The sequence below is a fragment of the Nonomuraea angiospora genome, from assembly GCF_014873145.1.
In the GTDB taxonomy this organism is placed as follows: Bacteria; Actinomycetota; Actinomycetes; order Streptosporangiales; family Streptosporangiaceae; genus Nonomuraea; species Nonomuraea angiospora.
The window spans coordinates 4,798,581-4,812,601 of sequence record NZ_JADBEK010000001.1 but is presented as its reverse complement, the minus strand read 5'-3'; the positions used below and the strand labels follow the sequence as shown (position 1 = coordinate 4,812,601).

8 protein-coding genes are annotated in these 14,021 nt (G+C 70.9%); 4 read left to right on the top strand and 4 right to left on the bottom strand.

Annotation, left to right across the window (positions count from 1 at the left end):
• Positions 1-104 precede the first annotated feature (104 nt).
• Entirely contained in the window at positions 105-1,346 is a 1,242-nt protein-coding gene (locus tag H4W80_RS21660; protein WP_192786764.1) for a cytochrome P450, read from the top strand.
• On the opposite strand, the gene H4W80_RS21655 is transcribed toward H4W80_RS21660, so the two are convergent.
• Entirely contained in the window at positions 1,347-3,215 is a 1,869-nt protein-coding gene (locus H4W80_RS21655; protein ID WP_192786763.1) for a hypothetical protein, read from the bottom strand.
• Between the two features lie 528 nt (positions 3,216-3,743).
• Here H4W80_RS21655 and leuS point away from each other — a divergent pair.
• Positions 3,744-6,227, top strand: a complete 2,484-nt coding sequence (gene leuS / locus H4W80_RS21650; protein WP_192786762.1) for a leucine--tRNA ligase — start codon at positions 3,744-3,746, stop codon at positions 6,225-6,227.
• A gap of 6 nt (positions 6,228-6,233) precedes the next feature.
• Here the strand turns inward: leuS and H4W80_RS21645 are convergent, their stop codons facing one another.
• Entirely contained in the window at positions 6,234-7,202 is a 969-nt protein-coding gene (locus tag H4W80_RS21645; protein ID WP_192786761.1) for a TIGR03557 family F420-dependent LLM class oxidoreductase, read from the bottom strand.
• Between the two features lie 29 nt (positions 7,203-7,231).
• Positions 7,232-7,654 (bottom strand): hypothetical protein, encoded by a 423-nt coding sequence (locus H4W80_RS21640; protein WP_192786760.1) that lies wholly within the window; start codon positions 7,652-7,654, stop codon positions 7,232-7,234.
• Positions 7,655-7,774: 120 nt separating this feature from the next.
• Between H4W80_RS21640 and H4W80_RS21635 the strand changes: the two genes are divergently transcribed.
• On the top strand, positions 7,775-10,921 hold the full coding sequence (locus H4W80_RS21635) for a S41 family peptidase (RefSeq protein ID WP_465263733.1): 3,147 nt from the start codon (positions 7,775-7,777) through the stop codon (positions 10,919-10,921).
• A 751-nt stretch (positions 10,922-11,672) separates the two neighbouring features.
• Here the strand turns inward: H4W80_RS21635 and H4W80_RS21630 are convergent.
• Positions 11,673-12,782 carry a MalY/PatB family protein gene (locus tag H4W80_RS21630; protein ID WP_318786985.1) on the bottom strand — a complete coding sequence of 370 codons (1,110 nt, stop codon included), beginning with the start codon at positions 12,780-12,782 and terminating at the stop codon, positions 11,673-11,675.
• A gap of 65 nt (positions 12,783-12,847) precedes the next feature.
• Between H4W80_RS21630 and H4W80_RS21625 the strand changes: the two genes are divergently transcribed.
• Positions 12,848-13,693, top strand: a complete 846-nt coding sequence (locus tag H4W80_RS21625; RefSeq protein ID WP_192786758.1) for a nucleotidyltransferase domain-containing protein — start codon at positions 12,848-12,850, stop codon at positions 13,691-13,693.
• Positions 13,694-14,021: the final 328 nt, after the last annotated feature.

The following is a 14,021-nucleotide window of genomic DNA, read 5'->3' as shown; positions in this document are numbered from 1 at the left end:
GGTGGAAGAAGAACGTCATGCGCGCCAGGTTAGGACCCGCCCGCCACCGGGATCCACTGGTTTTCCGATTGACGTAAGTGGTTACTTTCACAAAAGATGGGCTTATGAGCGTCCTTGACTTCGATCTGTCGGATCGCGACTTCTGGGCCAGGCCCATGAGTGAGCGCGAGGAGGCGTTCGAACGGCTGCGCGCGCTGGAGGCCCCCGCCTTCTTCCAGGAGATGGAGATCGACTTCGCGCCCAGGGGCCCCGGCTACCACGCCCTGGTCAAGCACGCCGACATCCTCGAGGCCAGCCGTAACCCCGAGGTTTTCTCCTCCGGCGACGGCGGCGCGACGAACATCCCCGACATGCCCGCCGAGTTCGCCGAGTACTTCGGCTCGATGATCAACATGGACGACCCGCGCCACGCCAGGCTGCGCAGGATCGTCTCCCGCGCGTTCACGCCCAAGATGATCAAGCAGTTCGAGGCGGACGTGGAGGCGGCGGCCGTCGCCATCGTGGACGACCTGCTGGCGAAGGGGCCGGGCTGCGACTTCGTCACCGAGGTCGCCGCGCGCCTCCCGTTGAAGATCATCTGCGACATGATGGGCATCCCCGAGCGGGACCACCGGTTCGTCTTCGAGCACTCGAACGTCATCCTCGGCGGCTTCGACCCCGAATACGGCGGCGCCGACCTCGACCAGCTCGCCGAGCGCCTGCTCACCGCCGGCATGGAGCTGCAGCAGCTCGTGCAGGACCTCGCCGCCCACCGCACCGAGAACCCCACGGACGACCTGACGTCGTCCCTGGTCAACGCCAACATCGACGGTGAGCGGCTGACGCTGCAGGAGCTGGGCTCGTTCTTCATCCTGCTGGTGGTGGCGGGCAACGAGACCACCAGGAACGCCATCTCGTACGGGCTGCGCCTGCTCACCGACAACCCCGGCCAGCGCGCGCTCTGGCTGGAGGACATCGACGGGCACGCGCCCGGCGCCGTGGAGGAGATCGTCCGGCTGGCCTCCCCGGTGAACTTCATGCGCCGCAAGGTCACCAGGGACCACGAGATGAACGGGCACCTCTACCGCAAGGGCGAGAAGGCGGTCCTGTTCTACTGGTCGGCGAACAGGGACGAGAGCGTCTTCGCCGACCCGCACCGCTTCGACATCACCCGGCAGCCCAACCCGCACGTCGGCTTCGGCGGGCCCGGCCCTCACTTCTGCCTGGGCGCGCACCTGGCCAGGCGGGAGATCACGGTGATGTTCCGCGAGCTGCTGCGCCGCGTGCCGCGGATCGAGGGCGGCCGGCCCGACCGGCTGCACTCCATGTTCATCAACGGGATCAAGCACATGGAGTGCGACTTCTGATCAGCCCTGGGCGCCGATCCTCAGCTGGTTCATGACCGTGCGGATGTCGGGCAGGAGCTGCTTGCTGTCCGCCGGGATCGACATGTAGACGATCGCCGGGAGGTTGCCGCCGGTGTTGACGGCCATCGTCACGATCGTGGCCTTCTCGCTCTCCGACGTCAGCGAGTACGCGATCAGCCGTCCCGTGTTGTCGCCCACCTTGATCGGCTGCTGGGCGATCTTGCGGACCTGGTTGCCGGTGGGGAAGAAGCGCTTGCGCGCGTCCAGCACCACCTGCTTGATGACCGGCTCCAGGTTGTCCTTCTCGTAGTACGAGGCCAGCTTCTGCGGCAGCGGGCCCGACATGAGCTGGGCGCTCGTGTCCTGCGTGATCGGGACGAACTGGCGGGTGTCGTAGTTGTAGGTGGCCTTGACGGTGGTGCGCGTGTCCAGCCGCCAGGTGCCGCCCAGGCGCGGGAGCGAGATCCCGGCGGCGGCGTCGGGCACCCTGCCGATGACCGGGGCGGCCTTGCCCGGGTATCTCGGCAGCGCGCCGATCGTGGTCGAGGACCTCGTGGTGCTCGGCTTCGGCGGGGTCGTGGGCTTCTCGGCCACGGCGTTGGAGGTCGCCGGGTCGTCACTGGCCAGCGGGCCGGCGAGGAACGCCCACAGCAGCGCCGCGACCAGCGCGATCGCCACGGAGCCGCCGAGCGCGTAGATCCAGATGGGCCTGCCCTGGCTCTCCTCCTCCAGGTCCTGGTCATCCATGGCCTGGTAGTTGTCGCCGAAGACGGTGTTCCAGAGCTCCTGCTGGCGCTCGGGCGGCGGTGTGCGGGAGCCGCTGATCTGGCCTGCGGTCACGAACGGGCGGTCGGGGTCCGAGGGGTCGCGGTTCAGGTTCGAGCCGGGGCGCGGGGCGTCGGTGTCCTCGGCGGGGGGCGTGGCGCTGATGTTCGACGGGTCCATGTTCGGGGTGGAGGGGGCGGCGCGGTCGTTGAGCAGGTTCTCCGTGTGCTGGGCGTACGTCATCGTCCGCTCTTCGGAGGGGTGTGCCTGCCGCGGTGGCGCGTGCGCGCCCTGCGGGAGGTCGTCGACCTGGTACATCGCCGTCGCCTGCTCCGGGAAGCCGGCCTTGTCCCGCTCAGCGGGGGGCCAGGGGGCGGGGGAGGAGAGGTTCGACCAGGAGTCGGCGGACGGGGGCGGCTGCTCCCAGGCCGGGATCGGGTCCGGCACCGGGCGATCCTCGCCCCGCGAGCCGAACTCCGGGCCGCCCCGCGCCTGCGACTCGGGCCAGGAGGACGGCCCGGCGCTGCCCTGCTGAGGCGGCCCGTCCTGCCATGAGGACGGCCCGCCGGGGAGTGGAAGGTCGGACCGGGTGGAGCGCCCGCTCTGCGGCGCGGCGTCCGGCCAGGACGACGGGCCGTTCTGCGGCGGCGAGTCGGACCAGGAGGACGCCCCGTTCTGCGGGGAGTCGGGCCAGGAGGAGGGGCCGTTCTGAGGGGAGTCGGGCCAGGCGGTCGGCGCGCTCTGCGGCGACGCCTCCGGCCAGGAGGTCGGTCCGGCGCTCTGCGGGGACGAGTCGGGCCAGGAGGACGGGCCCGCCGCGCTCGGGGGTGGCACGTCCGGCCAGGAGGTCGGTCCGGAGGCGCCCTGCGGGGAGGGCTCGGGCCAGGACGGTCCGGTGGCGTCGCGGGCCGGCGGGGCCGGCCAGGAGGGTCCGGTGGCGCCCTGGGGCGGCAGGTCCGGCCACGACTGCGGGCCCCCGGCCTCGGAACGGCCGGGCTCGGGGCGGGCCCGGCGCGGCGGCTCCGGCCAGGAGTCGTCCTTGCGTGGCGGCTCGGGCCACGCCGGGTCCTGCTGAGCGGACCTCGGGGCCTCGGGCCAGGACATGGGGACCTCCGTTGCGGGGGAGCCGGGCGCGTCGCGGCGCGGTGCGTCTGGCCAGGACGGTGGCAGGTGTGGTCCGGAATTCTCCGTTGCCATTGCTGCCGGCCCTCCTGAAGATCTGTCCGGATAGCCCGTTATATCCGGATTTGACGTACCAGGCATGATCTCATGGGATTTTCCAGGAGATACAGGTGGTTCCGCAGCGAAACGAGCGAAGCCATGCGGATCCGTCGGCGGGTCCTGCATGGGCAGGCCGGCCTCCGGTCGCTCGGGCTCAACTGGGTACACCACGGTGACAAGGGTATTCATAGGGGACGAATGAGGTCACAACGGATACATCACCATCAGGTCTCGCTGGACCTGAAGGGTCCATTGTGCCTGCGGACCTCGATCGAGTATCTGCATTCAGCCGAAGACGTGCGCTAGGCTTGACACATGCGTTCCGCGACCCTGCTTCTTAGCGGGCCGCGACGGCCCTGAAGATTCTCGCCGTCGCGGCTACCCCTCGTTGTGTGCACGGGGGGTTTTCTTATGGGTCCGAATCAAGCCAGAAGGACAGTAGCCGTGAGTGAGTACGATCCGCAGGCGCTGCAGGCCAAGTGGCAGCAGCGATGGGAGGAGCAGGAACCCTACCGGGCGAGCGAAGACCCCGCCGACCCGCGCGAGCGCCGCTACATGCTCGACATGTTCCCCTACCCGTCCGGCGACCTGCACATGGGCCACGCCGAGGCCTTCGGGCTGGGCGACGTGGTCGCTCGTTACTGGTACCAGCAGGGTTACAACGTCATGCACCCGATCGGGTGGGACTCCTTCGGCCTTCCGGCGGAGAACGCCGCGATCAAGCGGAACGCGCACCCGGCCGAGTGGACCTACGCCAACATCGAGACGCAGGTCACCTCGTTCAAGCGCTACGCGCTGTCCTTCGACTGGTCGCGCCGCCTGCACACCAGCGACCCCGACTACTACCGGTGGAACCAGTGGCTGTTCAACCGGTTCTTCGAGCGCGGCCTGGCCTACCGCAAGGGCGGCCTGGTCAACTGGTGCCCCAACGACCAGACCGTGCTGGCCAACGAGCAGGTCGTGGCCGGCAAGTGCGAGCGCTGCGGCGCCGACGTCGTCCGCCGCGAGCTGACGCAGTGGTACTTCAAGATCACTGACTACGCGCAGCGCCTGCTGGACGACATGGACCAGCTGCAGGAGGGCTGGTCCGAGCGGCTGCTGACCATGCAGCGCAACTGGATCGGCCGCTCCGAGGGCGCCGACGTGCTGTTCGAGATCGAGGGCCGCGAGGAGCCGGTCCAGGTCTACACCACGCGGCCCGACACGCTGTTCGGCGCCACCTTCTTCGTGGTCGCCGTGGACGCCAAGCTGGCAGAGGAGATCGTCACCGACGAGCACCGCGCCGAGTTCGAGGCCTACCGCGCCGAGGTCGCCAAGCTGAGCGACATCGAGCGGCTGTCCACCGACAAGGAGAAGACCGGCGTCTTCCTGGGCCGCTACGCGGTCAACCCGGTCAACGGCGAGCGCATCCCGGTCTGGGCGGCCGACTACGTGCTGTCCGACTACGGCCACGGCGCCATCATGGCCGTGCCCGCCCACGACCAGCGCGACCTGGACTTCGCGCTGAAGTTCGAGCTGCCGGTGAAGGTCGTCGTGCACACCGGCCTGGCCGACCCGGGCGAGACCGGCGAGGCCACGCCGGGCGAGGGCACGCTGGTCAACTCCGGGCCGCTCGACGGCCTGACCAAGGTCGAGGCCATCTCCAAGATCATCGAGATCCTGGAGCGCGAGGGCAAGGGCACGGGCGCGGTCAACTACCGGCTGCGCGACTGGCTGCTGTCCCGCCAGCGGTTCTGGGGCACGCCGATCCCGATCATCCACTGCGGCGACTGCGGCGAGGTGCCCGTCCCCGACGAGCAGCTGCCGGTCACGCTGCCCGACATGCGCGGCGAGGCCCTGGCCCCCAAGGGCGTCTCCCCGCTGGCCAGCGCCACCGAGTGGGTCAACGTCGAGTGCCCCAAGTGCGGCGGCGCGGCCAAGCGCGACACCGACACGATGGACACGTTCGTCGACTCGTCGTGGTATTATCTGCGTTACTGCTCGCCCGGCTACACCGAGGGCCCGTTCGACGTCGAGCAGGTGCGCAAGTGGGGCCCGATCGACCAGTACGTCGGCGGCATCGAGCACGCGGTGCTGCACCTGCTCTACTCGAGGTTCTTCACCAAGGTCCTGCACGACATGGGCATGGTCGACTTCACCGAGCCGTTCCGGCGCATGCTGAACCAGGGCCAGGTGATCAACGGCGGCAAGGCCATGTCCAAGTCGCTGGGCAACGGCGTCGACCTGGGCAAGCAGATCGACGACTTCGGCGTCGACGCCGTGCGCCTGACCATGGTCTTCGCCGGGCCGCCCGAGGACGACATCGACTGGGCCGACGTCTCGCCGGCCGCGTCGCAGAAGTTCCTGGCCCGCGCGCTGCGCGTCATGTCCGAGGTGGACAGCGCGCCCGGCGTGGCGTTCGAGGGCGGCGACGTGGAGCTGCGCAAGGTCACCCACCGCACGATCGACGAGGTCACCAAGCTGGTCGAGTCCTACCGCTTCAACGTCGCGGTGGCGCGCATGATGGAGCTGACCTCGGCCACGCGCAAGGCCATCGACTCCGGCCCCGGCGCCGGTGACCCGGCGGTGCGCGAGGCCGCGGAGACGCTGGCGATCATGCTGTCGCTGGTGGCCCCGTACACCTCCGAGGAGGGCTGGGAGCGGCTGGGCCGCACCGGCGCCGTCGCCTTCGCCGGGTGGCCGGTGGCCGAGCCCGAGCTGCTGGTGCAGGAGTCGGTCACCTGCGTGGTGCAGGTGGCGGGCAAGGTGCGCGACCGGCTGGAGGTCTCGCCGGACATCACCGAGGACGAGCTGCGCCGGCTCGCGCTGGCCTCGGAGAAGGTCGCCTCCTACCTGACCAACTCGCCCCGCAAGGTGATCGTCCGGGCCCCCAAGCTGGTCAACATCGTCCCGTAGCCACGGTCAGAGCTCGCGCAGGGCCGGCAGCAGCTCCTTCTCCGCCCAGTCGAAGAACGGCTGCTGCTGGTCGTGCCCGATCTGGACGAGCGCGACGTGGGTGTAGCCGGCGTCGGCGAACTGCCTGACGCTCTGCACCACCGCGTCCACGTCGTTCCCGCACGGCACGGACTGGGCCACGTCCTCGGGGCGCACGGTGCCGGTCGCGGCGGCGAAGTTCACCGGGCCGGGCAGCTCGGCCATGACCTTCCAGCCGCCGGCGGCCGCCCAGCGCCACAGGCGGTGTGCCCGATCCTTGGCGGCCTCGGGATCGGTGTCGTACGCGATGGGCAGCTGCCCGTACACGGGCCTGCCCTGCCCGCCGGCGGCGTTGAACTGCCTGACCACGTCCGGCAGCGGCTCGTTGACCACCAGCACGTCGCCGTACTCGGCCGCGATCTCCGCGGACTGGCCGCCCGAGGCGGCGATGGCGAGCGGGACCGGCCGCTCCGGCAGGTCGTAGAGCTTGGCCGAGTCCACGTCGAAGAACTCGCCCTGGTACGTGACGTAGTCCCCGCCGAACAGCAGCTTGATGATCTGGATCGCCTCGGCGAACATCCGGTGCCGGGTGTCCACGGGCGGCCAGCCCTCGCCGATGACGTGCTCGTTCAGGTTCTCGCCCGACCCGAGGCCCAGCGTGAACCTGCCCTCGCTCAGCACGCCCATGGTCGCCGCCTTCTGGGCCACCACGGCCGGGTGGTAGCGCATGATCGGGCAGGTCACGTACGTCATGAGCGGCAGGCGCCGGGTGACCTGGGCCGCCGCGCCGAGCACCGACCAGCAGTACGGTGAGTGCCCCATCTCCTCGATCCACGGGAAGTAGTGATCGGAGATTACCGCGTAGTCGAAGCCGATCCGCTCGGCCACCGCGGCGTAATCGACCAGCTCCCGGGCGGGGGTCTGCTCGGACATCAAGGTGTAGCCGATTTGCACCATATTGTGCCGCGTACCCGGGTTTGTCGGTCTTAGTCGGCGGACTGGAGCTCCTCCATCACCAGCCCGACGCCGATGCCGAGCAGCCAGATGTCCTTGACCAGCCCGATGCCCTGCTCGGACGGGCGCAGGCTGCCCTCCTGCCGCATCCCCGGCGTCCTGAGATACAGGCCGACCAGCCCCGCCGCGAACCCGGTCAGAGCGGCCCCCGCCAGCAGCGACGGCACGACCGGCACGAGCAGCGCGGTCCCGAGCGCGATCTCGCTCCTGGAGAGCAGCTTGGTGAAGGTCACCGGGTCCATGTCACGCAGGAACGGGTACGTGTTCGCGGCCATGCCGTGCAGGCCGGCCGCGGTCTGCTCGTCGGCGTGGACCTTGCTGAGCCCGGAGTTGAGGATGACGGCCGCGGCTGCCAGGCGGGGCGGGAACTGGTGTGGACGGGCGCAAAATCTCATAGGTCTCCCCCTTCCCGGCATTTCACGCACATCCCCTACTTGACAGTTCGCGGGACGTGGCAGGCCCGTTCGGGGGAGAATTCTTGGGCTGACCTTGGCATCTGGCATTAATGTGCACATGTGACAACTGGCGCATACCTCAGATACCCGCATATCCACGGTGACATGGTCACCTTCGTCGCTGACGACGATGTCTGGCTGGCTCCCCTGTCCGGAGGCAGGGCATGGCGGTTCACCGCCGACCGCGTACCGGTGTCGCACCCGAGATTCTCGCCCGACGGCACGCGCATCGCGTGGACGAGCGGCAAGGAGGGGGCGCCGGAGGTGTTCGCGGCCGGGATCGACGGCCCCGAGGGCGAGCGGCTGACCTACTGGGGTAGCGCCACGACCGGCGTACGCGGCTGGACGGGCGAGGGCGACGTGCTGGCGATCACCGCGGCCGAGCAGAGCGAGCGGGGCCGGACCTGGGCGTACGCGGTGCCGCTCGACGGCGGCCCCGCCACGCGCCTGCCGTACGGGTGGGTCAGCGACGTGGCCGTCAGCGGTGCGCGGGTGGCCACCGTGTCGCCGATGTGGCGCGAGCCGTCGCAGTGGAAGCGGTACCGGGGCGGCACGGCCGGCAAGATCTGGGTCGACGCCCAGGGCGACGGGGAGTTCGCCCGCCTGTTCGCCGACAGCATCGCCCAGTACTGGGCGGTCAACTGGGTGGGGGACCGGCTCGTCTTCCTGTCCGACGTCGACGGCGTCGGCAACGTCTACTCCGCCCTGCCCGACGGGTCCGACCTGCGCCGGCACAGTGATCACCAGGAGTTCTACGCCCGCCACGCCACCGGCGACGGGGAGCGGCTCATCTACAGCCACGCCGGGGACCTGTGGCTGCTGGAGAGCCTGGACGCGGAGCCGTACCGGCTGGATGTGACGCTGGGCGGGCCGCGGCCGGGGCGGGCCAGGCGCCCCGCGCCGCTGCGGGTCGGCACGTTCTCGCCGGACGCGAGCGGGCGGGCCAGCGCCGTGGAGATCCGCGGCACCGCCCACTGGGTGACCCACCGCGACGGGCCCGCGGGCGTGCTGCGGGCGCAGCCGGGCGTCCGGGTACGGCTGCCGCAGGTGCTCGACGCCGACGGCCGGGCCGTCTGGGTGTCGGACGCGAGCGGCGAGGACGGGCTGGAGATCGGCACGCCGGGCGGCGAGATCAGGACGCTGGCCACCGGGGAGCTCGGACGGGTGCTCGAACTGGAGGTCGCGCCCGACGGCAAGCACCTGGCGGTCGCCACGCATGACGGCCGGCTGCTGGTCGTCGACGTCGAGTCCGGAAATATCCGGCAGCTCGACCGGACCACGCAGGGAGACGTCAGCGGGCTCACGTTCTCGCCCGACTCGGGATGGCTGGCCTGGGTCCACCCGCACCACGAGCCGCTGTCGCAGATCAAGATCGGGCGGGTCGACGGGACGTCGGTGATCGACGTGACGTCGATGCGGTTCACCGACTTCGACCCGGTGTTCACCAAGGACGGGAAGCACCTGGCGTTCCTGTCGGTGCGGACCTTCGACCCGGTGTACGACGCGCACGTCTTCGACATGTCATTCCATGGCGGGTGCAAGCCGTACATCGTGCCCCTCCAGGCCACCACGCCGTCGCCGTTCGACCCCTCCCTGCAGGGCCGCGGGTTCAACGGCGAGGACGACAAACCCGCCAAGGACGACAAGAAGGACGATGCCGCGCCGCGCACCGAGGTCGATCCCGACGGGCTCCCCTCGCGCGTGGTGCCGGTGCCGGTGCCCGCGGGCCGCTACGGCAACCTGCGTACCGCCAAGGACGCCCTGCTCTGGCTGCGCCACCCCCTCGCCGGGCAGCTCGGCGACGGCACCGAGCCGGTCACCGAGATCGTGCTCGAACGCTACGACCTCAAGAAGCGCGCCAAGGCCGAGCTGGGCAAGGACGTGCGTTCGTTCGAGGTCAGCGGCGACGGCGGCAGGCTCGTCATCAACGGCAAGAACGGCCTGCAGACCCGCGCCGCCACCGAGGGCGACGAGGTCGTCTCCATCGACCTCGACCGGATCGCCGTGGAGATCGACCCGATCGCCGAGTGGCGGCAGGGCTTCCGCGAGGCCGGCCGCCTCATGCGCGACCACTTCTGGCGCGAGGACATGAACGGCGTCGACTGGCAGGGCGTGCTCGACCGCTACGAGCCCCTGGTGGAGCGCATCGGCGCCCACTCCGAGCTGATCGACCTGCTCTGGGAGACGCAGGGCGAGCTGGGCACCTCCCACGCGTACGCGACCGCCAACGGCGCCGGCGTCGACCCGCGCCGCCGCCAGGGACTCCTGGGCGCGGACCTCGCCAGGGACGACGAGGGCGTGTGGCGGGTCGTACGCATCCTGCCCGGCGAGTCCTCCGACCACGACGCGCGCTCCCCGCTGCTCGCGCCCGGGGTGGCCGTCCGTCCCGGCGACGCGATCGTCGCGGTGGGCGGGCGTCCCGTGGACCCGGTACGCGGCCCGCTGGCCCTCCTGGCGGGCACCGCCGGCCAGCCCACCGAGCTGACCGTACGGCCCGCCGCCGGCGGGGACACCCGCCGCGTCGTCGTCAGCCCGATCGCCGAGGACACCCGGCTGCGCTACCACGACTGGGTGGAGAGCCGCCGCGCCCGCGTCCGGGAGGCCTCCGGCGGCAGGCTCGGATACCTTCACGTGCCCGACATGGTGGCGACGGGGTGGGCGCAGTTCCACCGCGACCTGCGTACCGAGATGGCCTTCGACGGGCTGGTCGTGGACGTGCGCGAGAACGGCGGCGGGCACCTGTCGGAGCTCGTGCTGGAGAAGCTGTCCCGCAAGGTCACGGGGTGGGCGCGGGCGCGCGGCTACGAGCCGATGCGCTACCCGGAGGACTCGCCCCGGGGGCCGATCGTGACGATCACGGACGAGTTCGCGGGCTCGGACGGGGACATCGTCAGCGCCGGGATCAAGAACCGCGGCATCGGCCCGCTGGTGGGGACGCGGACGTGGGGCGGGGTGATCGGCATCGACTCCCGGTACTCGCTCGTCGACGGGACGCGCGTCACGCAGCCCCGGTACTCGTTCTGGCTCGAAGGGCACGGCTGGGGCGTGGAGAACTACGGGGTGGAGCCGGACATCGAGGTGGTGATCACGCCGCAGGACCGGGTGGCGGGGCGGGACCCGCAGCTCGAGAAGGCGATCGAGCTGGCGCTGGCCGCCCTCGACGAACACGCGCCCGCGACGCCGCCGGACCTCCCGCCGCTGCAGTGACGCCAGCACAGTGACGCCGCTGCAGTGACGCCGCTGCGGTAACCCCCCACTCACCTCCTCACCCACCGCCCCGACCGGCACCTGGCCGCCAGCCTCGCCGTCGGGGCCTCTGCCCCCTCACCCCCCATTCGCCACCCGGCCACCTGCCTCGCCGTCGGAGCCCATTCGCCGTTCCGACCAGCACCTGGCCACCTGCCTGCCATCGGTGCCCATTCGCCGTTCCGACGGGCACCTGGCCACCGGCCTCGCCGTCGGGCCCACGCCCTGCGCCCCTGTCCATACCGACATGCCGCGCGCCGAGCGTTGCCCATGCCGACGTGCCGCGCGCCCCGAGCGTTTCAACCGCCCCGCCCACCTCCGGTGCCGGGCCGCACCCCTTGCCAGCCTCCGCAGTCACGCCGCCTTGCGCCCCATTGCGCCGCCCCATTGCGCCGCCCCATTGCGCCGCCCCGCCACCCTGCCCCGCTGCCCCGCTGCCCCGCCCCGCCACTCGCGCATCCGGCCGCTGGCAGCCGCCGCGCCGTGCACCTTTGACGCCGGCACGCCACGCCACTGGGCGCCGCCCGCGCCTCCGCGACGCTCCTATCCCCGTGCGACGCATGCCGTGTTACCTCGTGCGCTGCACCATCCTGCGCCCAGTGAGACGGACGGATGCTTGCCTGGGCGTCCCCGTGGTCCGGTGTGTGGGCCCCTTGCTATCCACCTGGACGGCGTGGCGGGAGTGCCGCCACGCCCCTTGGGGAGACCCGGGTCAGGGCGTCTGGGTCAGCCGGTCGAGGATCTCGGCCAGGATCGCCTCCGTGGTGGCGAAGTTCAGCCGGACGTAGTGCTCGCCGCCAGGCCCGAAGACCGCGCCGTCGACCAGGCGCACCCTGGCCTCCCGCTCGTACACCTCCGCCGTGCCCGGCCGCCCCACGTTCAGCCACGCCAGGTACGTGGCCTCAGGAACCCGATAGCCGACGGACGCCGGCAGCCGGGAGGCGATCGTGCGGCGGTTGCGGTCCAGCAGGGCGCGGGTCGACTCCAGCCAGGCGTCCCCGTGCCGCCATGCCGCCACGGTGGCCTCGACGCCGAAGAGGTTCGCCGAGCCGTACACGAAGGGCGGCTGCGCCTCCAGGGCCTTGCGGACGCCCGCGTGTCCCAGGTGGGCCACCGAGCAGCGGATGCCGCCCAGGTTGAACGCCTTCGTGGCGGAGGTGAGCGTGACGGTGCGTTCGGGGAGGATCGTGGCGAACGGGATGTGCCGGTGCGGCTCGTACGTGAGGTCCGCGTGGATCTCGTCCGCGATGACCAGCAGGTCGTGGCGTTCGACGTGCTCGGCCAGCTCCATCAGCTCCTCGCGGGTGAACGAGCGGCCGGTCGGGTTGTGCGGGTTGACGAGCAGGAGCACCCGGCAGCCCGACAGGTCGGGCACCTCGAAGCGCCAGGAGTCCCCGTCGGGCTCCAGCTGGATCGGATGAAGGGGCCGTTCCATGACCTTCAACGTCTCCAGGAACGGATGGTAGGCCGGAGTGTGCAACGCGACCCCGTCGCCCGGCCGGGTCCAGACTTGGAGGAGGACCTGGAGCGCCTGGTTGATGTCGTTGAACGAGCGCACGATCGAGGGGTCGGCCTGCCAGCCGTACCGGTTCGCCATGCGTTCGGCGAACGCCTCGGCCAGCGGCCCGGCTGGGGGCTGGTCGAGCCAGGTCGGGTAGCCCAGGTCGCCGGCGGCCCGCCGCCGCAGCGCCTCGATCACCTCGGGAGCGGTGGACAGATCCATGTCGGCCACCCAGGCGGGGATGACGCCTGGTGCGACTTCTGACCACTTGATGCCATCGTGGGATGCCTTGAGGTCTTCAGGGGTATATGCCTCATTCACGCAGCAATTCTAGGATTATCGATTGTGATGAGGTGGCGAGGCCGCTTATGGGAGGCTGGACGGCGATGATGTCTAACCCCAAGGTCGATGCCATTGTCGAGACCTACCTGTCGGTGGCCGACGCGGAGGCTCCCGGGCTCGTGGAGGGTCTCTATCTGGAGGGCTCGGCGGCGCTGGGCGACTACCGGCCCGGCGCGAGTGACGTGGACTTCGTCGCGGTGACGGCCTCGGAGGCGCCGTCCGGGGTGGTGGAACGCATTCACGCCCGGTTGGGCGCGTACCCGTTCGAGGGCTGCTACCTCACGTGGGACGACCTCAGCAGGGACCCCGCCGAGCTGGGGACACGTCCCCGGGCGCACGCGGGGAAGATCAACCCCAGGGGCGGCCTCAACCCGGTCACCTGGCACACACTGGCCCAGAACGGCCTGACCTGCCGCGGTCCCAAGCCGGACGAGCTCGAGATCTGGCACGATCCAGCCGCCCTCGCGGCCTGGACCGACGGCAACCTCGACCGCTACTGGCGCCGCCTGGTGGCCAGGGCCTCCCACCTGGCCTCCCCCTGGGGGCTGGCCTGTCTCGGTGGCTACAACACGGTCTGGGTCGTCACGGGCGTCGCCCGGCTGCACTACACGCTGGCGACCGGCGAGATCACCTCCAAGTCGGGGGCCGGGCAGTACGCGCTGGCGGTGTTCCCCGAGCGCTGGCACCGGGTGGTGAACGAGGCGCTGCGCCTGCGCGAGGAGGACGAAACCGCGCTGCCGACGCTCTCGGGCGCGGTCAGCGGGCTGAGCGAGCACTTCGGCACACCCCGGAAGTCCCTGTACGGCTCGCCGTTCGAACGGCGGCGCGACGTACTCGCCTTCGCCGACCAGGCGATCAAGGCCGCGCACGAGCTGTACGCCGCCCGTTAGAAGCCCCGGAGCCGGAACGGCACGCAGACTGCAACTAGGGTCGCCGGGCATGGACGCCGTTCCGCCCTCGGGATACGAATACGCGCGAACGCCGATCACCGAGCCACCCCACGCGCGGTGCGTTGCTAACGCTAACGCCGCGGAGGGCCACTGGATGCGTACACCCCGAAGCGTCTTGCCGGCCCCCCGTGGCCCTGCTCGTCGCCGTCGCGACCGTCGCGCTCGCTCCGCCCGATCGGTGATGCGGGGACTCCCTGCACCCGGCCCCCGCTGAAGGCACGCTGGTCACGTCGTGCTGGTCGGGCCGCGCTGGTCACGTCGCGCTGGT